The following is a 17,664-nucleotide window of genomic DNA, read 5'->3' as shown; positions in this document are numbered from 1 at the left end:
CGGCTCACGCTACCGCTCGGGGGTCACCCCGTCGCCGACGGAGACCAGGCCCCGGACGTCGCCGACCTCGGGGACGAGCTGCATCGCGAACCACGTCGCGCCCTCCCACTTCCGGTGCCGCGCGAGGGTGCGGATCGGCTCGTGGCCCTTCTCCAGCGTCGCGGGGTCGACCGTCGTCAGGACGCACCGGTCGACGGCCTTGACGACGCGGAAACGGGTGGCGCCGACCGTGACCGCGCTCCAGCGGTCCTCCTCGAACGGCTCGAGGTCGCCGTCGACGACGAGGTTGGGGCGGAAGCGGGCCATCGGCATCGAGGCCGGCTCCTCGCCCCGCTCGAGAGCGGTCTCGGCGACCCAGTCGGCGAGGCGGCGCAACGAGACGGCGCTCGCGAGGGTGACGGGGTAGGCGTCGGCGAAGGCGGTCGCGTCACCCGGGCGGGAGTGCCGCGGGTTGAGCGGTCGAGGACGGTGCACGTGGACGAGCCGGAGGTCGTCGTGCCCGACGGCGTCGCGCAGCCAGGCTCCGGCGCCGTCGTCGACGACGACTCCCGTGAGCGGGCGGCCGTGCACCGTGACCGCGACCGGATCGCCCTGTGGCACGGCGACATCCAGCGGATCGAGGCCCTTCGCACTCAGTCGCAGCGGGGCCTCCTGGCCCGGGTCGGTCGTCGGCGTCGAGGCGGTGATGCCCAGGAGGCGGCGCTCCTCGCGGGCGGTGAGGCACTCGCCCGTCGGGTCGACGACCATCCAGCGGCGGTCGTCGACGAGGCCCCAGGGCTCGACCTCCGAGCGCTCGACCGCCCGGACCGCCGTGCTCTTGACGGGGTGGACCGACACCCCGGCGAGGCGGACCGTCACACGACCTGCTTGAGCAGGCCTGTGTCGACGTCGTAGATGAACCCGCCGACCTCGGCACGGTCGCCGATGAGCGGGTGGGTGCGGACGGCTGCGACGTCCTGCCGCAGCGCGTCGACCTGGTCGTGGACGACGCCGAACCGCTGCCACGAGGCGTCGGTGCCCGCCGACTCACCGACGCGGCGTCGCAGCTCGCGCTCGGTGTGCGAGGCCATCGCGCACCGGGTGTGCGGCACGACGAGCACCCGCCGCACGCCGAGCAGGTGCACGCCGAGGACGAGGGCCTCGAGGGCCTGGGGCGTCACTCGCCCGCCGGGGTTGCGGAAGATCTTCGCGTCGCCGGGCTTCAGGCCCACCATGCGCAGCGGGTCGATCCGGGAGTCCATGCACGTGACCATCGCGACGCCGGCCTGGGCGACACCGTCGAAGCCCCCGTGGTCGAAGGTCTCGGCGTAGGTGCGGTTGGCGGCGAGCAGGTCCTCGAAGCCCGTCATCACAGCAGTCCTGTCCTCTTCTCGATGGTGAAGGCGACCGGTCTGGTCACCGCGGCGAAGAAGTCCTCGCCCTTGTCGTCGACGACGATGAAGGCGGGGAAGTCGACGACCTCGATCTTCCAGATCGCCTCCATCCCCAGCTCGGGGTACTCGATGACCTCGACGCTCCTGATGCAGTCCTGGGCGAGCCGCGCGGCGGGACCGCCGATGGACCCGAGGTAGAACCCGCCGTGCGCCCTGCACGCGTCGGTCACCTGCTGGCTGCGGTTGCCCTTGGCGAGCATGACCATCGAACCGCCGGCCGCCTGGAACTGGTCGACGTAGGAGTCCATCCGTCCGGCAGTGGTCGGGCCGAACGACCCCGACGGCATCCCCTCGGGCGTCTTGGCGGGGCCGGCGTAGTAGACGGGGTGGTCCTTGAGGTACTGCGGCATCTCCTCGCCGGCGTCGAGGCGCTCCTTGATCTTCGCGTGGGCGATGTCGCGGGCGACGACGAGCGGGCCGCTCAACGAGAGGCGGGTCCTGACCGGGTGCTTCGTCAGCTCGGCGAGGATCTCGTCCATCGGCCGGTTGAGGTCGATCTCGACGACCGCGCCCGCCCCGGTGCCGCTGACGCCCTCGGCGTCCTCGAGGCCCTCGTGGGTCTGCTCGGGGAGGAAGCGCGCGGGGTCGGTCTCGAGCTGCTCGATGAAGACCCCCTCCGGCGTGATCTTGCCGAGCACCTGCCGGTCGGCCGAGCACGAGACCGCGATGGCGACGGGCAGCGACGCGCCGTGCCGGGGGAGTCGGACGACCCGGACGTCGTGGCAGAAGTACTTGCCGCCGAACTGGGCGCCGATGCCGAGCTCGCGGGTCAGCCCGAGGACCTTCTCCTCCAGCTCGGTGTCGCGGAACCCGTGGCCGGTCGCGGGGTCGCCCGCCTTCGGGAGGTGGTCGAGGTACTTCGCGCTGGCGTACTTGGCTGTCTTGAGCGCGAACTCGGCGCTCGTGCCGCCGATGACGATGGCCAGGTGGTACGGCGGGCAGGCCGCGGTGCCGAGGCTGCGCAGCTTCTCGTCGAGGAAGCGCATCATCGACGCCTCGTTGAGGATCGCCTTCGTCTCCTGGTAGAGGAAGGACTTGTTGGCGCTGCCGCCGCCCTTGGCCATGAAGAGGAACTTGTAGGTCGTCTCGTGTCCCGGCGCGGTGTCGGCGTAGAGCTCGACCTGCGCGGGGAGGTTGGTCCCGGTGTTTCGCTCCTCCCAGGTCGTGACGGGCGCCATCTGCGAGTAGCGCAGGTTGAGGCGGGTGTAGGCGTCGTAGACGCCGCGGCTCACGGCCTCCTCGTCGCGCCCCTCGGTGAGGACGTGCTGGCCGCGCTTGCCCATGACGATCGCCGTGCCGGTGTCCTGGCACATCGGGAGGATGCCGCCGGCGGCGATGTTGGCGTTCTTCAGCAGGTCGAGCGCGACGAACTTGTCGTTGTTGCTCGCCCCGGGGTCCTCGAGGATGTTCGCGAGCTGCTGGAGGTGGGCCGGGCGCAGGTAGTGCGCGATGTCGTGCATCGCGGTCTCGGTGAGGAGGCGCAGCGCCTCGGGCGCGACCTGGAGGAACGAGCGTCCACCGGGTCCGTCGACGACCTCGACCCCCTCGGTGCTCAGGAGCCGGTAGGGCGTCTCGTCGGCACCGACCGGCAGCAGGTCCTCGTAGGCGAAGTCGGCCATCAGATCTCCTCTCGGGTCGGGGCGTAGGCGCCGGCGCGGCGCACCGTGAGCCCGCTCGTCGCGAGGGCCCGGTCGATCGCGGGGTGGACGTCCTGCAGGCCGGCGGCGCGCAGGCGCTCGCGGGCACCGGGCCCGCCGAGCAGGCCGAGGTCCAGCAGGCCCGAGACGAGCCCGGCCATGAAGGAGTCGCCGGCGCCGACGGTGTCGACGACGTCCTTGACGCGCGCCTCCTCGTTCGCCTGCTCGCCGCGCGCAGTCCGCCAGGCGACACCGTCGCCACCGAGGGTCACGACGGCGAGACCGGCGCCGAGCCCGACCCAGCGGGCCATCACCGTGGCCGGGTCGTCGCCCGGGTAGAGCCAGTGGATGTCGTCCTCGGAGCACTTGACGACGTCCGAGAGGGCGACGAGCTCCTCGACCCGGCGGCGGACGTCATCCGGCTCACCCATGATCGTGGGCCGGGCGTTGGGGTCGTAGGACACGGTGGCGGTGGGACGGGCGCGGCGCAGCGCGGCCGTGACCTCGGCCTCGCCCGGTTCGAGGGTCGTGGCGATGGAGCCGGTGTGCACGTGGACGGTGTCCGCGGGCAGCTGGACCGGCGGAAGGTTCCAGTGGAGGTCGAACACGTACGAGGCGGCGCCCGACTCGTCGAGCGTGGCGACGGCGGTCGAGGTCGGGTGCGCGTCGCTCGTGCTGCCCGGCAGGAGCCTGACACCTCCGGCCTCGACGTGCTCGCGGCAGCGCAGGCCACGCGCGTCGGAGCCGACGAGGGTGGCGAAGCAGGTCTCGTGGCCCAGGCGCGAGATGCCGAGGGCGACGTTGGCGGGGGAGCCGCCGACGTGCTCGGCCGACGCGCCGTCGGGAGTGTGGACGATGTCGACGAGCAGCTCGCCGATGACGACGACGGATCCGGTGTCGGTGGGCTGGGCGGTCACGGTTCAGTCCTCCCGGTGCGGCAGGCCCGCGGTGCGCTCGAGGTCGTGGTGGCTCTCGATGAGCCGGATCGTTCCCGACCTGCTCCGCATGACGATGGAGTTCGTCGTGGCCCGGCCGCCGCGGTAGCGGACGCCGTGGAGGAGCTCGCCGTCGGAGATGCCGGTGGCGACGAAGAACGAGTGCTCGCTCGTCACGAGGTCGTCGGTGGTGAGGACGCGGTCGAGGTCGTGGCCGGCGTCGAGCGCCTTCTGTCGCTCCTCGTCGTCCTTGGGCCAGAGCCTTCCCTGGATGACCCCGCCCATGCACTTGATGGCCACGGCGGTGATGATGCCCTCGGGGGTGCCGCCCACGCCGAGGAGGAGGTCGATGCCGGAGGTCTCGCGCGCTGCGGCGATGGCACCGGCGACGTCACCGTCGGAGATGAAGCGGATGCGCGCGCCGCTGTCGCGGACCTCCTGGGCGAGCCGCTCGTGGCGCGGGCGGTCGAGCATGACGACCGTGACGTCCTCCGGGGTCTCCTTCTTGACCTTGGCGATCCGCCGGATGTTCTCGACCACCGGCAGCCGGATGTCGACGACGTCGGCGACCTCGGGTCCGGCGACGAGCTTGTCCATGTAGAAGACGGCGCTCGGGTCGTACATGCCCCCGCGGTCGGTGACGGCGAGGACGGCGATCGCGCCGGGCATCCCCTTGGCGCACAGCGTGGTTCCGTCGATGGGGTCGACCGCGACGTCGACCTCGGGGCCGGTGCCGTCGCCGACGCGCTCGCCGTTGAAGAGCATCGGGGCGTCGTCCTTCTCGCCCTCGCCGATGACGACGGTGCCCTGCATCGACACGGTGGAGATGAGGCTGCGCATCGCCTGGACCGCGGCGCCGTCGGCGAGGTTCTTCTCGCCCCGGCCGACCCAGCGGCCCGCGGCCATCGCGGCGGCCTCGGTGACCCGGACCAGCTCGAGGGCCAGGTTGCGGTCGGGGTAGAGGGCGGGGCTGTCGGGCATTGCGTCCTTCGGTCTGCGGTGACGGTCCGGCGGGGCGCGCGGGCGGCGTCCGGGCGCGGAAAACACCCTAGCGCCGGGGGCCGCGGGCTTGCCCACGCGCCCGTGCTGCGCGGATTCTCGGAGGGGAGGGTGTCAACCCGGCGCGCAGGTCGTGGCTGTCACCCCGTGAGGCGCCACGGGAGAGGACGGGCGATGCGGGCGGAGGCGAGCGCGGAGTTCGACTGGTGGTTCCGCGCTGCCTACCCGCGGATCGTGCGCACCGTCTTCCTCATCGTGCACGACCGTGGTCGTGCCGAGGAGATCGGGCAGGACGCCTTCCTCGAGCTGTACCGCCGCTGGTCGACGCTCCAGGGGTACGAGCGGCCCGACGCCTGGGTGCGCCGGGTGGCGGTCCAGCGGGCTGTCAAGCACGTGCGGCGTGAGCGGATGCGCGGCGAGCGCGAGCGGCTCGTGGCGGTCGAGGAGGAGCTGTCGCACCTGCCCGACCCGGACGTCGCCCGTGCGGTGCGCACGCTCAGTCCCATGCAGCGGGCGGCCGTCGTCCTGCACTACTGGGCCGACGAGCCCGTCGCCGACATCGCGGCGGACCTCGGCGTCTCGGAGTCGACCGTGAAGCAGCACCTGTTCCGGGCCCGGCAACGTCTTGCCGTGCTGTTGCGCGAGGAGGTGGGCGACCATGTCGGTTGACGAGCGGTTGCGGGCGGCCCTGACCGAGCAGGCGGACACCGTCGCCCCCGAGGTCGACGTCGCGCTCGACCTGGTGCGCGACCGCGGGCACGCCATCCGTCGCCGCGGCGCCGCCCTGGGGCTCGTGGCCGCGGCGGCGGCGGCCGCTGTCGTGGCCGGGCTGGTCGGCTGGACGGATCTGGGAAGGTCGCCGCGTGACCTGCCGGCGGGCGTGCCGTCCTCGTCCGCCACGGCGGTCGCCCCGACGCGGGGCGCGAACCCCACCGCGCTGCGTGGTGGGCTCGACGGAGTGGTGACGACGCCGGCGGAGCTCGCCGGGCGGTGGACGATCCGGCTCAACGGGAACGCGACCCTCGACGTCCTCGCGCCCGAGGGGTACGACGGCGTGGTGACCGGGGCCCTCTACACGGCCGACCGCTCCACCTTCAGGACGACGGTGTTCGGCGCGGACCTGTGCGCCGGCGAGGGGACCGGCATCTACCGCTGGCTCGCCGTCGGAGAACGGGTCGAGTTCGAGGAGGTCTCGGACCCGTGCGCGACCCGAGCGGCCTTCTTCGAGGATTCCGTGTGGACCGTGTCAACCGCAGCCGGGTCCCGTGGCTGACTCAGGGGTGAGGCCGTCCGTGCGAGGGACGGCACCGAGGAGACGAGGCCGACCATGACGACGACGATGACGGCGATCCACGCAACCGCCGCCACCCTGCTGGTCGCCCTGGCGCTCGGCGGCTGCGGAGGGGCAGCGACGGGCGACGCCGCGGGCCCGGCGGGAACGAGCGCGACGACCACCGCGGCTCCTGCGCCGGCGTCGACGGCCGGTGAGGGTGGGGTCCGCGCCACCGCACCCGGCGGCTCGGCCATCCCCGACGGGACGTGGACCAGGACGGCGACCATGGCCGATGCGACGATGCTCGGGGTGCCGCCGGAGGTCGCGCGGCAGCACCTGGGCGCGGACGGCGAGAACGACATCGAGCTCAGGGTCGCGGGGCGGGACTGGGCGCAGTTCATGGAGGAGGACGGCACGGCCGGGCTGGTGCTGGGCGACCGGGGAACCGCCGGCTACGACGCCGAGGGCCGCTGGGTGGCCACCAGCCACAGCGAGGGGTGCCCCGACTGCGCCGCCGCGTTCACCTGGTCGGTCGAGGGCGACCGGCTGACCCTCACCGTCGACGACCTGACCTCCGACGGCGACCCCGTCGACGCGCTCGTCACCCGCCTGGTGATGGAAGGCACCTTCACCCGCCGGTGAGGCAGGTGGAGACGCCATGAGGCGCACCCTCGTCGCGGCGGCCCTGGTCGTCCTCTCGGCCGGCGCCTGCTCACCCGGAGACCCCCCGGGCGACCCGGCGGGTGAGCGCCCACGTGACCCGTCGTCCTCGGGGCCACGGCTGTCGTGGCAGGAGTGCCCCGGCCAGGTGACGATCTCGGTGACCACGCCGCACCGGTGCGGGACGCTGACGGTGCCGGTCGACCACCGGGACGCCGAGGGCCCCGTGCTCGGGCTGGAGGTCGTCCAGGCCTGGCCCGTCGGGGAGGAGCCCCCGGCGGAGGCTGCCGCCAGCGTCGGCTTCAACGCCGGCGAACCGGCGCACGAGCCGGGTCTGATGAGCCTGCTGGCGGAGCGCCTGGGCGTCGCCGTCGTGAGCGTCGCGCCGCGTGGCGTCGGCCCGGGCGGCGGGCTCGCCCTCGACTGCACGGAGGCGGCCGGGCTGGGGGCGGTCGCCGCCCCGGAACCGGATGACGCCGGCCGGGACCGCTTCGTCGCCGCGGTGAAGGCGTGCCGGGAGCGGCTCGTGGGAGGGGGTGTCGACCTCTCGCTCTTCGGCCCGGACGACGTCGTCGCCGACCTGGAGGCACTCCGGTCGGCCCTGGGTGTCGACCGCTGGCACGCCCTGGTGACCTACGGGGACATGGCCGCGGTCAGTGACCGCTTCGCGTCCGCGTACCCGGACCGGGTGCGGGCGGTCGTCAAGGACTCGCCGGGAGCCGTCGACACGGGCCCCCACGCCAAGGGCGCGGAGGGAACCCGGTCCGCACTGGCGGCGCTGTTCGACGAGTGCCGCGAGGACCCGCGCTGTGCGACCCGGTACCCCGACCTCGAGCGGAGCTGGCAGCAGGCACTCGACCGGGCGGCTGCGCGCCCGCTGCTGGGTCGGGCGGACCGTGGCGAGGTGCGCGTCGACGCGCCGAGGCTGCTGCGGGCGGTGCGGGCGATGCTCGGCGGCGACGGCCCCACCTACGTCGAGGACCTGCCGCGGGTCATCACCACGGCGGCCGGCGGTGAGGTGCACCCCACCCTCGCGCGCGTCGTCGCGAGCGACCCCGACCACTGCCTCGGTCACCGGCCGCTGTGCACGAAGCCCGGCTTCAGCCTGGGCGCGTACCTGTCACAGGTCTGCCCGGACCTCAGGTCCGGCCGGGCCCCCCGGGAGACGGAGCCCGTCTACCAGGAGGTGTTCGGTGACAGCCCCTACGTGGAGGCGTGCGCCGTCTGGGACGTCCCGGCCACCGAGCCGGTCACCGAGTCCGCCCGGGTGCCGACGCTCGTCCTCACGGGGCACCTCGACTCCTGGAGCCGGGCGGAGTGGTTCGACGGCGCGGTGTCCGTCCGCGGGGCGACGCACGACGTCGCCGGGTCGCACCCGTGCGTCCTCGCGATCCGCAACCCGTGGGTGGCGGACCCGACGACCGCACCCGACGCCTCGCCGTGCGACGCGACGCCGTTCCCGGCCTGGGACTGACGCCCTTCGACACCCGCTCGGGGGCGATTGGGCGTCCGCGTCGCCCGTCGGCGACGATAGGGGGGTGAGCACGCCCACCGCCCCGCGCAGCCGCTACTCGATGGGGTCGGCGCAGAACCTCGTCCTGTCGCTGCTCGCGGTCCTCGGGATGGTCGCGGTGCTCGTCCTCCTCGTGCCCCGGGTCAACTCGGTGAGCGGGCCGCCCGTCGACATCCACGCGACCGCCGTCGACGTCGCGAAGCGGTCGGGGTGGCCGGTCCTCGAGGCCGTCGGGCTGCCCGAGGGCTGGACCGCGACCTCGGCCCGGTACGTCCGCACGACCGACGGCTTCATGACCTGGCACGCCGGGTACCAGACCCCGGCGGGCACCTACGTCGCCGTCGAGCAGACGAAGGACCCGAGCCGGGCGTGGGTCGACGCGCAGACCAACCGGGCTCCGCGCGAGGGCACCCTCGAGGCGGCCGGCCTCACGTGGACGAAGTTCGTGCGTGACACCAAGGTCCAGAACAGCCTCCTCAACGAGCCGACCGACCCGGGCGCGCTGACGACCCTCCTCACCGGCACCGCGTCCTTCGAGGAGATGGCCGAGCTCGCGACCCACCTCGAGCCCGTCACCCCCTGATCGGTGGGAGCCCGAGCGGCGGGGTCAGTCCTGGCCGGTGACGCGGGCCTCGGCGGCGTCGAGCCACCGGCCGCAGTGCGCCGCGAGGACCTCGCCGCGCTCCCAGAGGCGCATGCTCTCCTCGAGCCCGGCCTGCCCGTTCTCGAGGCGGGCGACGATGTCGACGAGCTCGTCGCGGGCCTGCTCGTAGCCGAGCGCGGCGACGTCGGCGTGCTCGCCCGCCGCCTCCGGCGTGTCCGGCGCGTCCGGGGTCGGGGCCTCGCCGTCGGTGGCCTGCGCCTTCTTCGCCATGCCGGGCAGCCTAGCCGGGGAGGGTGAGGACCTCGGCGCCGTCCTCGGTGATGGCGACCGTGTGCTCGGTGTGGGCGGTGAGACAGCCCGTGGCGCTGCGCAGGGTCCAGCCGTCGGCGTCGGTGACGAGGCGGTCGGTGTCGGCCATGACCCACGGCTCGATGGCGAGGAGCAGCCCGGGCCGCAGCCGCAGCCCGCGCCCGGGCCTGCCGGTGTTGGCGACGTGGGGGTCCTGGTGCATCGTCGAGCCGATGCCGTGGCCGCCGAACTGGGTGTTGACCCGGTAGCCGGCGCCGGTGAGGACCGACCCGATGGCGTGTGAGACGTCGCCGAGGTGGACTCCCGGCCCCGCGACGTCGATGGCGGCCGCGAGCGCCCGCTCGGTCGCCTCGATGAGGGCGGTGCTGCCCGGTGGCCGCGCCTCGCCGACGACGAAGCTGATGGCGGCGTCGGCGGCGATGCCGTCCCGGAGGACGGCGAGGTCGAGGGTGAGCAGGTCGCCGTCGGCCAGCCGGCGACGGTGGGGGAGGCCGTGGAGGACGGCGTCGTTGACCGAGGTGCAGATGTGGTGGCCGAACGGGCCGCGGCCGAACGAGGGCTCGTAGTCGACGTAGCAGGACGTGGCGCCGGCCTCGAGGATCAGCTCCTTCGCCCAGCGGTCGATGTCGAGGAGGTCGGTGCCCACGGCCGTGCGCTCGCGCAGCGTCTGGAGGACGGAGCCGACGAGGGCGCCCGTGCGCCGCCCACGGTCGACCTCGCGGGGGCTGAGGACCTCGATCACCGGTCGTCTCCTCGAGGGTCGATCGCGCCGACGGTGCGGACCCCGAAGTCGCCACGGGCGACCCTGACGCGGAGGAGGTCGCCGACCCCGAGCTCCGCGGGGTCCGTGACGACCGTGCCGTCGGCCTGCTGGACGATGGCGTAGCCGCGGTCGAGGGTGGACTGCGGCGACAGGGCACGCACCTGGAAGCGCAGGTGGGCGAGGTGGTCGTGGGCGCGGTGCAGCTGGGCCTCGACGCGGCCGTGGGCCCGGGCGCGCAGCGCCTCGACCACGTCGCGCTGCCCGTGGACGAAGGCAGCCCGGTCGGCGAGGACGGGGCGGGAGTGCAGCTCGACGAGCCGGCGCCGCTCGTGGTGCAGCCGCGCCGAGAGGGCCCGGTGGGCCCGCTCGCGCGCGCGCACGACAGCCGCCCGCTCGGCCTCGGCGTCGGGGACGACGGCCTTCGCGGCATCGGTGGGCGTGGAGGCGCGGTGGTCGGCGACGAGGTCGAGGAGCGGGGTGTCGACGTCGTGGCCGATCGCGCTGACGACCGGGGTGCGCGCGGCGGCCACGGCCCGCAGGAGCGCCTCGTTGCTGAACGGCAGGAGGTCCTCGACGCTGCCGCCACCGCGGGCGATGACGACGACGTCGACCTCGGGGTGGGCGTCGAGCTCGGCGAGGGCGGTGGTGACCTCGGTGACCGCGGTGGCGCCCTGGACGGCCACCTGGCGGACCTCGAACTGCGTGGCCGGCCAACGGCGCAGGGCGTTCTCGACGACGTCGCGCTCGGCCGCGCTGGCGCGGCCGCAGACGAGCCCGACTCGTCGCGGGAGGAACGGCAGCGGCTGCTTGCGGTCGCGGTCGAACAGACCCTCCTGCGCGAGGTGCCGCTTGAGGTACTCGAGGCGGGCGAGGAGCTCGCCGACGCCGACCGGGCGGATCTGCCGCGCATCGAGCACGAGGCTGCCGCGCTGGGTCCAGAACGACGGCTTGGCCTGCAGGACGACGCGCGCGCCCTCGGTGAGCGGCCCGGGCATCGCGTCGAGGGCGTTGACGTGGATCGAGACCGACAGGCTCATGTCGACATCGGGGTCGCGCAGGGTCAGGTAGGCGGTGCGGGCGCCGGGGCGGCGGGTCAGCTGGACGACCTGCCCCTCGACCCAGAGCACCGACATCTTCTCGACGTACTCGCCGATCTTCATCGAGAGCAGGCGCACCGGCCACGGCTGCTCGGCCGTGGTGTCGACGGCGCGCTCGGGCAGGGCCGGGCGCGGCGGGGTGGTGCTCACGCCACCGAACTCTAGGCCGGGGGTCCGTCAGGGCCACGGCGGGCGCCGATTCGGGCGGCCCGTGGCCGCCACCTACGATGGGAGGCATGGCTGACCCCACCAAGCGCGTCCTCCTCGCTGCCCCGCGCGGGTACTGCGCGGGCGTCGACCGGGCCGTGGTGACGGTCGAGAAGGCCCTCGAGCTCTACGGTGCACCGGTGTACGTGCGCAAGGAGATCGTCCACAACAAGCACGTGGTGACGACCCTGCAGAAGCGCGGCGCGATCTTCGTCGACGAGACCGACGAGGTGCCCGAGGGCGCCACCGTCGTGTTCTCGGCGCACGGCGTCGCCCCGGTCGTCCACGACGAGGCGCGCGCGCTGTCGCTGCGGACCATCGACGCGACCTGCCCGCTCGTCACGAAGGTCCACCGCGAGGCCGTGCGCTTCGCCGACGCCGACTACGACATCCTCCTCATCGGCCACGAGGGCCACGAGGAGGTCGTCGGCACCTCCGGTGAGGCCCCCGACCACATCCAGCTCGTCGACGGTCCCGACGACGTCGCCCACGTCACCGTCCGCGACCCCGACAAGGTCGTGTGGCTCTCGCAGACCACGTTGTCGGTCGACGAGACGATGGAGACGGTGCGCCGGCTGCGCGAGCGGTTCCCCTCGCTCCAGGACCCGCCGAGCGACGACATCTGCTACGCCACCCAGAACCGGCAGCTCGCGGTGAAGCAGATGGCGGCCGACTGCGACCTCATGATCGTCATCGGCTCGCGCAACTCGTCGAACTCCGTGCGCCTCGTCGAGGTCGCGCTCGAGCACGGTTCTCGCGCAGGCCATCTCGTCGACTACGCCGACGAGATCGACGAGACGTGGCTCGAGGGCGTGTCGACCGTGGGGGTGACCTCCGGTGCCTCGGTGCCGGAGATCCTCGTGCGAGAGGTCCTCGAGTACCTGGCCGCCCGCGGGTACGAGGACGTCGCGCCGGTCGTGGCGGCCGAGGAGTCGATCATGTTCAGCCTGCCCACCGAGATCCGCCGCGACCTCAAGGCCGCCGGCAAGTCCGACAAGATGCGGCACGACGCCTCGTTCGAGGCCGCCGGGTCACTGCACTGACGCCGCCGCAGCCGCTGCCGTGAGCCACGTCGCCGCCACCGCCGCCGACTTCGCCGTGGCAGGCCGGTTGCTGCACGACTTCAACACCGAGTACGACGACCCCTCGCCGGGCTCAGAGGCGCTCGCGGCCCGGGTGGCCGAGCTCGTCGGCGCGGGGGCGACCGACGTCCTCCTCGACGGTGCTGCCGACGCGGTGTCGTCCGACAGTGCGACGGCCGTGTGCGTCCTGCGCTACCGGCCCTCGCTCTGGTCCCTGGCCGACGAGTGCTACCTCGCCGAGCTCTACGTGGCGCCGTCGTCCCGCGGGACCGGCATCGGGCGACGCCTGCTGCGGGCCGCGGTCGAGCGCGCGCGGGCGCGGGGCTGTGACTACCTCGACCTCGCGACGAGCGAGGACGACGTCGCCGCCCGCCACCTCTACGAGGCCGAGGGGTTCCGCCGCACCGAGGGCGAGGGCGGGCCCCTGACGTTCCACTACGAGATGGACCTGTAGGCCGGTCCGGTCAGCCGTAGGGCAGCGGGTGCTTCGGGGTGCCGCGCGGTGGGTCGCCGGTGGCGTCCTTACCGCAGCGGGTGCAGCGCCGGTACGCCTCGCCCGCCTCGTTGTGTTCGGTGCGCCAGTGGTGGTGCAGGCGGAGCCGGCAGAGCAGCGGCACTGCCGACGGGGTGGGGATGGTGCTCATCTCGGCCTCCGGGGTGAGGGCCCTGCGCAGCGCCCACGACGTCGCGAGCGCCCCGAGGGCATAGCGGACCTGGTCTCCTCGGGGGAGCGCGTGCAGCTCGGCGAGGTGCTCGAGGTGGTAGCGCTCGCGCCCGGCTCCCGAGGGCAGCGTGGCGGTGGCGGCGCCCACGAGGACTCGCGCCGTCGGGGTCACGCCGCGCGACGTGCCCGACCCGGTCATGGCAGGCCGGGCTCCGGACGGGGCGCGAGCCGGCCGGGGTGGGGCCGGGGGACGCGCGCCAGGGCGGCGCGGGCCTGCTGGACGCCCTCGCCGGTCACGGTGTAGTAGCGGCGGGCGGGGCGGCCGGCGACCTGTGGGTCGACGTCCTCCCAGCGCGACTGCACCCAACCGGCCGCTTCGAGGCGCGCGAGGATCGGGTGGACCGTGCCGCTCATCAGGCCGGCTGCCTCCCCGATCTCGCTCCCGTAGAGCTCGCCGGTCGGGTCGGCGAGCAGGGCGCGCAGGACGAGCTGGGTCGCCATGGTCATCCTCGGGGCGCGCGCCATGGTCGTACTCTACCTAGCCCCCTCCATCGAGGACAACCATGCTGGGGCGAGGGGGTCAGCCCACCCCACGGCGAGGGCGCGGCACCTCGACGTCGAGGAGCAGCTCGGCGCGGGCCTCCTGCGCCGTGGCCGCGTCGATGAGCTCGTGCGCCGTGAGCGGGCGGGGTGCGGTCTGGACGGGCGCGAGGACCGGCAGCTCGTCGCCGACGAGGTCGAGCTCGGCCATCCGGCGGGCCGACACGAGCACGCGCGACTCGAGTGCTCCGATCATCGCGTTGTAGGCCTCGACACTGCTCTGGAGGCTGCGGCCCACCTTGGCCGTGTGGGCTCCGAGCGTGCCCAGCCGCCCGTAGAGGTCGCGGCCGAGGTCGAGCAGCTGGCGGGCGCTGTGCGAGAGGGCGTCCTGCTGCCACGTGAACGCGACGGTGCGCAGCAGCGCCAGGAGCGACCCCGGTCCGACGAGCACGACGCGCTGGCCGAGGGCCTTCTCGTGCAGCCCGGGCTGCGCGGCGAGGGCGGCCGCGAGCATGGCGTCGGAGGGGACGAAGCAGACGACCATCTCCGGACCCTGGCGGAAGGCGGACCAGTACTCCTTGGCGGCCAGCGCGGCCACGTGCCGCCCCAGCCCCGCCGCGTGCTCGGCGAGCAGTCGGGTCCGCTCGTCGTCGTCGAGGTCGTCGGACTGTGCGTCGAGGAACGCCGCCATCGGTGCCTTGGCGTCGACGACGAGGACCTTGTCGCCGGGCAGGCGGACGACGACGTCGGGGCGCACCCCCCGCGCGTGCGCCGACACGGCGGAGACCTGCTCGTCGAAGTCGCAGCGCGCCATCATCCCGGCCGACTCGAGGACGCGGCGCAGCTGCACCTCTCCCCACGCCCCTCGCACGGTGGAGGAGCGCAGCGAGCCGGCGAGCGAGGCCGTGGCCCGTCCCAGGCCCTGGGTCTCGCCCTCGACGCGGGCCAGCAAAGCGCGCAGCGAGCCGAACTGCTCGACCCGGTCGCGTTCGAGCGTGCCCACCTGCGACTCGACGCGCACGAGGGCGTCCTTGAGCGGTGCGAGCAGCGCGGCAGTCTCCATGTCCTCGGCGAGCGAGGTCTCGAGGTCGACGACCCGCTCGCGGAGCAGGTCGCGCTCGGTCGCCAGAGCGGCCGACCTCGCCGCGAACACCAGGCGCGACAGCACGACGGCCGCGCCCGCCCCGACGACGAGCCCGACCAGCGCCCACACCCATCCGCTCATGGCGCAGACCCTCCCACGCGGCACCGACAGGGGGTCGGAGGCGTTGGCCCCGACATGAGCGAACACCCCGAGGGGGCCGCACGCCACGGCGACGAAGGGCTGGCGGCTCGGGCCGCACGGCGCCTCGGCCGCCACCACCCGCGGTTCGTCGTCGCACTCGTCGACCCGGGCGGGGTGCGGACGGCTGCGGTCGGCGTGCCACTGGCCGCCGAGGTCGAGATCGGCTCGGTGTCCAAGGGCGTCACCGGGCTGCTGTTCGCCGACGCCCGTGACCGCGGCGAGGTGACGGACGCGACCCGGCTCGGCGACGTCCTCCCGCTGGGTGGCTCCGACGTGGCCGGCGTGACCCTCGGCTCCCTCGCCGTGCACCGCTCGGGCCTGCCCCGCCTCGCCGCGGGTACGGCGTCGCTCCGGCTCACCTGGGACCTCCTCCGCCACGGCACCAACCCCTACGGCGAGACGCTCGACGAGGTCCTCGAGGCCGCCCGCTCGACACCCGTGGGGCCGCCCCGCCCGACCTACTCCAACCTCGGGTTCATGCTCCTGGGCCACGCGGTCGCCGCGGCCGCGGGGACCACGTACGCCGCCCTGGTGCGCGACCGCATCGCCGCGCCGCTCGGCCTCACCGCGACGTCCGTCCCGGCGCGGCCCACCGAGCTCGGCCCGTGCGCCGTCCTCGGCCGGTCCCGTGGCGGCCGCGACCGGGAGGCCTGGACGGGTGAGGGGCTCGGTCCCGCGGGCGGCATCCGGTCGACCGTCGGTGACCTCGGCCGCCTCGTGGCGTCCCTGCTCGACGGCACCGCTCCCGGCCTCGCGGCGCTCGACCCGGTCGCCGACCTGCGCGGCTCCCGCCTGCGGATCGGGGCGGCGTGGATGACGATGACGCGTCGCGACGTCACCCTCACGTGGCACAACGGCGGCACCGGGGGGTTTCGCAGCGTCGTCGCCCTCGACCGGGCGGCCGGCGCGGGGGTCGCCCTCGTCTCCGCGACGCCGCGGTCGGTCGAGGGTGTCGGGATGGCGCTGCTCCAGCACGCGGTCGAGGAAGGGGCGCGACGTGCCGGGTAGGGTCGGCGGCATGCCCGACCGGCCGCGTCGTCCCGAGACCGAGCGGGATCGGTTGCGCCGCATCTCGATCCTCAACGCACGGCTCCCGAAGAAGCGGACGATCGCGCAGGGGGTCCTGCGGAACCCCGCGGGTGAGGTGCTCCTCTGCGAGCTCAGCTACAAGAAGGAGTGGGACCTCCCCGGCGGTGTCGTGGACCCGGGGGAGTCGCCGGCCACGTGCGTGGAGCGGGAGGTCGAGGAGGAGCTGGGGATCGACGTCTCGGTCGGCCGGCTGCTCGCCGTCAACTGGCTCCCTCCGTGGCGTGGCTGGGACGACGCGATCCTGTACCTGTTCGACCTCGGCACCCACGAGACCGGTGAGCTGGACCCGCGCCGCTTCCTGCGGCGCGAGATCGCCGGGGCGCACTGGGTGTCCGCCGGCGCGGCCGGCGAGCACGTGGCGCCCTACACCGCGCGGATGGTCGAGCTCGCGGTCGACGCCCCCGTGCCGCTCTACCTCGAGAACTCCGAGCCGGTCGACGGCCGCGTGCGCTGAGCATTCCCGGCGCGCGAGCGCGGGGCGGGTCAGAAGGCCGGTTCCTCGGGCCGGGTGGAGTCAGAACGGCGGGACGCCGACCCGGTCCGCATGGGGTTCCGCGCCGCGCCACGACGGGGGAGGCCCGGCCGGGCACGAGGGTCCGTCGACGTGCCGCGCGGTCGTTTCCGTCCCGGCCTCGTCGCGCCCGGCCAGTCGGGCGTGGACGACGCTGAGCCGGCGGTCGCGGGGGCAGGCTCGGGTCCACACCGTGGCGCCGGGGAGCCGTTGCAGGAGGTGCTCGAGCTGGACGCCGCACCTCGTGTCACCGAGGTCGGCGGGCTCGCCGGGGGTGTTGGTGGGTCCGTCAGGGTCGTTTGCGGGGTCGGGGGCGGGGAGGACGGCGCCGTGGAGGGCGTCCTGTGGGTGGGTGGGGGTGACGCGCCCGGTGGGGTCGGTCCATTCGAGGACGGCGCCGGGCATCATGCGGGCGGTCCAGCCGGGGCGTTGTTTGATGCGGTGGTGGCGACGGCACAGTGCGGCGAGGTTGTCCGCGGCGGTGGGGCCGGCCGGCCAGGGCCGGACGTGGTCGAGGTCGCAGGAGCGGGCGGCGACCGAGCAGCCGGGGAAGCGGCAGCGTCCGTCGCGGGCCTTGACCAGGGCGGCCAGCCAGGGCGGTGGCCGGTACCCGAGCACGTCGGGGATGGCGGGGTCGGGCTGGAGGGCGCCGGTTTCGGGGTGGCAGGGCACGGTGGACACCGACACCTCGAACCCGGCCCCGACCTCACGGTCCGGTGGGCGCCCGGGGCGCCCGGGTGGTCCGGGGGGTGCGGGTGGTCCGGTTCGCCCCCAGGCCCGGCGGGCGGTCCGACCGCCGGTGCCGGTGGTGGCGGTGAGGAGCTGCTCGACCCAGGCGCGCGGGACCAGGGCCGGTTCGCCGGGGCGCATCCCGCGGACCTCGACGAGGTCGCCGCCGCGGCGCGTGCTCGCCGCCGCGGGGCATGTCGCCTCGGTCCTGGTGCCCTCACTGCCCGGCGCCGCGCTCACCGTGGTGTCGGTCGTGTCGGTGGTGTCGGCGGGGGTGGTGAGGACCAGGGAGATGGTGACGGTGGCCTGGGCGGTGACGAGGTCGGTGAGGGCC

21 protein-coding genes are annotated in these 17,664 nt (G+C 74.3%); 9 read left to right on the top strand and 12 right to left on the bottom strand.

Going from position 1 to position 17,664, the window contains the following annotated elements:
• Positions 1–9 precede the first annotated feature (9 nt).
• The 5 genes from ACK8HX_RS16990 to glpX are packed head-to-tail and all read right to left on the bottom strand — an operon-like array spanning position 10 to position 4,986.
• Entirely contained in the window at positions 10–858 is an 849-nt protein-coding gene (locus ACK8HX_RS16990) for an MOSC domain-containing protein (protein ID WP_411941904.1), read from the bottom strand.
• Positions 855–1,349 carry a beta-class carbonic anhydrase gene (locus tag ACK8HX_RS16985; protein WP_411941903.1) on the bottom strand — a complete coding sequence of 165 codons (495 nt, stop codon included), beginning with the start codon at positions 1,347–1,349 and terminating at the stop codon, positions 855–857. The genes ACK8HX_RS16990 and ACK8HX_RS16985 overlap by 4 nt, the downstream gene beginning before the upstream one ends.
• Positions 1,349–3,052 (bottom strand): fumarate hydratase, encoded by a 1,704-nt coding sequence (locus ACK8HX_RS16980; RefSeq protein WP_411941902.1) that lies wholly within the window; start codon positions 3,050–3,052, stop codon positions 1,349–1,351. Before ACK8HX_RS16980 ends, ACK8HX_RS16985 begins: the two co-directional genes overlap by 1 nt.
• A complete protein-coding gene (locus ACK8HX_RS16975) occupies positions 3,052–3,987 on the bottom strand; it encodes a carbohydrate kinase family protein (protein WP_411941901.1) in 936 nt (311 codons plus the stop codon). The genes ACK8HX_RS16980 and ACK8HX_RS16975 overlap by 1 nt, the downstream gene beginning before the upstream one ends.
• A gap of 3 nt (positions 3,988–3,990) precedes the next feature.
• Positions 3,991–4,986 (bottom strand): class II fructose-bisphosphatase, encoded by a 996-nt coding sequence (glpX, locus tag ACK8HX_RS16970; protein ID WP_411941900.1) that lies wholly within the window; start codon positions 4,984–4,986, stop codon positions 3,991–3,993.
• Between the two features lie 192 nt (positions 4,987–5,178).
• Here glpX and ACK8HX_RS16965 point away from each other — a divergent pair, with 192 nt between their 5' ends.
• From ACK8HX_RS16965 to ACK8HX_RS16945, 5 genes are all read left to right on the top strand, one after another.
• Positions 5,179–5,673, top strand: coding sequence for an RNA polymerase sigma factor (locus ACK8HX_RS16965; protein ID WP_411941899.1), 495 nt, complete (start codon positions 5,179–5,181; stop codon positions 5,671–5,673).
• Complete coding sequence (locus tag ACK8HX_RS16960; RefSeq protein ID WP_411941898.1) at positions 5,663–6,277, top strand: hypothetical protein; 615 nt, start codon at positions 5,663–5,665, stop codon at positions 6,275–6,277. The genes ACK8HX_RS16965 and ACK8HX_RS16960 overlap by 11 nt, the downstream gene beginning before the upstream one ends.
• A 54-nt stretch (positions 6,278–6,331) precedes the next feature.
• Positions 6,332–6,919, top strand: a complete 588-nt coding sequence (locus ACK8HX_RS16955; protein WP_411941897.1) for a hypothetical protein — start codon at positions 6,332–6,334, stop codon at positions 6,917–6,919.
• Positions 6,920–6,935: 16 nt separating this feature from the next.
• The gene (locus ACK8HX_RS16950) at positions 6,936–8,411 is read left to right on the top strand and encodes a hypothetical protein (protein WP_411941896.1); all 1,476 of its coding nucleotides are present in this window, start codon (positions 6,936–6,938) and stop codon (positions 8,409–8,411) included.
• Positions 8,412–8,475: 64 nt separating this feature from the next.
• Positions 8,476–9,033: a DUF4245 domain-containing protein gene (locus ACK8HX_RS16945; RefSeq protein WP_411941895.1), complete on the top strand. Its 558-nt coding sequence runs from the start codon at positions 8,476–8,478 to the stop codon at positions 9,031–9,033.
• Positions 9,034–9,057: 24 nt separating this feature from the next.
• Here the strand turns inward: ACK8HX_RS16945 and ACK8HX_RS16940 are convergent, their stop codons facing one another.
• The 3 genes from ACK8HX_RS16940 to xseA are packed head-to-tail and all read right to left on the bottom strand — an operon-like array spanning position 9,058 to position 11,373.
• On the bottom strand, positions 9,058–9,324 hold the full coding sequence (locus tag ACK8HX_RS16940) for an exodeoxyribonuclease VII small subunit (protein ID WP_411941894.1): 267 nt from the start codon (positions 9,322–9,324) through the stop codon (positions 9,058–9,060).
• A 10-nt stretch (positions 9,325–9,334) separates the two neighbouring features.
• The gene (gene map, locus ACK8HX_RS16935) at positions 9,335–10,105 is read right to left on the bottom strand and encodes a type I methionyl aminopeptidase (protein WP_411941893.1); all 771 of its coding nucleotides are present in this window, start codon (positions 10,103–10,105) and stop codon (positions 9,335–9,337) included.
• Complete coding sequence (gene xseA / locus ACK8HX_RS16930; protein WP_411941892.1) at positions 10,102–11,373, bottom strand: exodeoxyribonuclease VII large subunit; 1,272 nt, start codon at positions 11,371–11,373, stop codon at positions 10,102–10,104. The genes map and xseA overlap by 4 nt, the downstream gene beginning before the upstream one ends.
• Before the next feature lie 86 nt (positions 11,374–11,459).
• Here xseA and ACK8HX_RS16925 point away from each other — a divergent pair, with 86 nt between their 5' ends.
• Both ACK8HX_RS16925 and ACK8HX_RS16920 read left to right on the top strand, forming a co-directional pair.
• A complete protein-coding gene (locus ACK8HX_RS16925; protein ID WP_411941891.1) occupies positions 11,460–12,473 on the top strand; it encodes a 4-hydroxy-3-methylbut-2-enyl diphosphate reductase in 1,014 nt (337 codons plus the stop codon).
• 19 nt (positions 12,474–12,492) lie between these two features.
• The gene (locus ACK8HX_RS16920; protein ID WP_411941890.1) at positions 12,493–12,966 is read left to right on the top strand and encodes a GNAT family N-acetyltransferase; all 474 of its coding nucleotides are present in this window, start codon (positions 12,493–12,495) and stop codon (positions 12,964–12,966) included.
• A gap of 10 nt (positions 12,967–12,976) precedes the next feature.
• On the opposite strand, the gene ACK8HX_RS16915 is transcribed toward ACK8HX_RS16920, so the two are convergent.
• Genes ACK8HX_RS16915 through ACK8HX_RS16905 form a run of 3 tightly spaced genes read right to left on the bottom strand, consistent with a single transcriptional unit; the run spans position 12,977 to position 14,941 of the window.
• Entirely contained in the window at positions 12,977–13,348 is a 372-nt protein-coding gene (locus ACK8HX_RS16915) for a hypothetical protein (RefSeq protein WP_411941889.1), read from the bottom strand.
• Positions 13,349–13,371: 23 nt separating this feature from the next.
• Positions 13,372–13,701, bottom strand: a complete 330-nt coding sequence (locus ACK8HX_RS16910; RefSeq protein ID WP_411941888.1) for a PadR family transcriptional regulator — start codon at positions 13,699–13,701, stop codon at positions 13,372–13,374.
• Positions 13,702–13,756: 55 nt separating this feature from the next.
• Positions 13,757–14,941, bottom strand: a complete 1,185-nt coding sequence (locus ACK8HX_RS16905) for a DNA recombination protein RmuC (protein WP_411941887.1) — start codon at positions 14,939–14,941, stop codon at positions 13,757–13,759.
• A 54-nt stretch (positions 14,942–14,995) separates the two neighbouring features.
• Between ACK8HX_RS16905 and ACK8HX_RS16900 the strand changes: the two genes are divergently transcribed.
• Together ACK8HX_RS16900 and ACK8HX_RS16895 are read left to right on the top strand one after the other, a co-directional pair.
• Complete coding sequence (locus tag ACK8HX_RS16900; RefSeq protein ID WP_411941886.1) at positions 14,996–16,009, top strand: serine hydrolase domain-containing protein; 1,014 nt, start codon at positions 14,996–14,998, stop codon at positions 16,007–16,009.
• A gap of 10 nt (positions 16,010–16,019) precedes the next feature.
• On the top strand, positions 16,020–16,544 hold the full coding sequence (locus ACK8HX_RS16895; protein ID WP_411941885.1) for an NUDIX domain-containing protein: 525 nt from the start codon (positions 16,020–16,022) through the stop codon (positions 16,542–16,544).
• Between the two features lie 60 nt (positions 16,545–16,604).
• Here ACK8HX_RS16895 and ACK8HX_RS16890 read toward each other — a convergent pair.
• On the bottom strand, positions 16,605–17,664 hold a 1,060-nt coding region (locus ACK8HX_RS16890), incomplete at its 5' end, for an HNH endonuclease signature motif containing protein (RefSeq protein WP_411941884.1).

The sequence above is a fragment of the Oryzobacter faecalis genome, assembly GCF_046764005.1.
Taxonomy (GTDB): Bacteria; Actinomycetota; Actinomycetes; order Actinomycetales; family Dermatophilaceae; genus Oryzobacter; species Oryzobacter faecalis.
This window is presented reverse-complemented; position numbering and strand designations above follow the sequence as displayed.

What these genes read in the sequence shown, in the direction of transcription:
- ACK8HX_RS16985 (WP_411941903.1), bottom strand. Translation starts at nt 1,349, where the DNA reads ATGACGGGCTTCGAGGACCTGCTCGCCGCCAACCGCACCTACGCCGAG.
- ACK8HX_RS16980 (WP_411941902.1), bottom strand. Translation starts at nt 3,052, where the DNA reads ATGGCCGACTTCGCCTACGAGGACCTGCTGCCGGTCGGTGCCGACGAG.
- glpX (WP_411941900.1), bottom strand. Translation starts at nt 4,986, where the DNA reads ATGCCCGACAGCCCCGCCCTCTACCCCGACCGCAACCTGGCCCTCGAG.
- ACK8HX_RS16965 (WP_411941899.1), top strand. Translation starts at nt 5,179, where the DNA reads ATGCGGGCGGAGGCGAGCGCGGAGTTCGACTGGTGGTTCCGCGCTGCC.
- ACK8HX_RS16960 (WP_411941898.1), top strand. Translation starts at nt 5,663, where the DNA reads ATGTCGGTTGACGAGCGGTTGCGGGCGGCCCTGACCGAGCAGGCGGAC.
- ACK8HX_RS16955 (WP_411941897.1), top strand. Translation starts at nt 6,332, where the DNA reads ATGACGACGACGATGACGGCGATCCACGCAACCGCCGCCACCCTGCTG.
- ACK8HX_RS16950 (WP_411941896.1), top strand. Translation starts at nt 6,936, where the DNA reads ATGAGGCGCACCCTCGTCGCGGCGGCCCTGGTCGTCCTCTCGGCCGGC.
- ACK8HX_RS16940 (WP_411941894.1), bottom strand. Translation starts at nt 9,324, where the DNA reads ATGGCGAAGAAGGCGCAGGCCACCGACGGCGAGGCCCCGACCCCGGAC.
- ACK8HX_RS16925 (WP_411941891.1), top strand. Translation starts at nt 11,460, where the DNA reads ATGGCTGACCCCACCAAGCGCGTCCTCCTCGCTGCCCCGCGCGGGTAC.
- ACK8HX_RS16910 (WP_411941888.1), bottom strand. Translation starts at nt 13,701, where the DNA reads ATGGCGCGCGCCCCGAGGATGACCATGGCGACCCAGCTCGTCCTGCGC.
- ACK8HX_RS16905 (WP_411941887.1), bottom strand. Translation starts at nt 14,941, where the DNA reads ATGAGCGGATGGGTGTGGGCGCTGGTCGGGCTCGTCGTCGGGGCGGGC.
- ACK8HX_RS16900 (WP_411941886.1), top strand. Translation starts at nt 14,996, where the DNA reads ATGAGCGAACACCCCGAGGGGGCCGCACGCCACGGCGACGAAGGGCTG.
- ACK8HX_RS16895 (WP_411941885.1), top strand. Translation starts at nt 16,020, where the DNA reads ATGCCCGACCGGCCGCGTCGTCCCGAGACCGAGCGGGATCGGTTGCGC.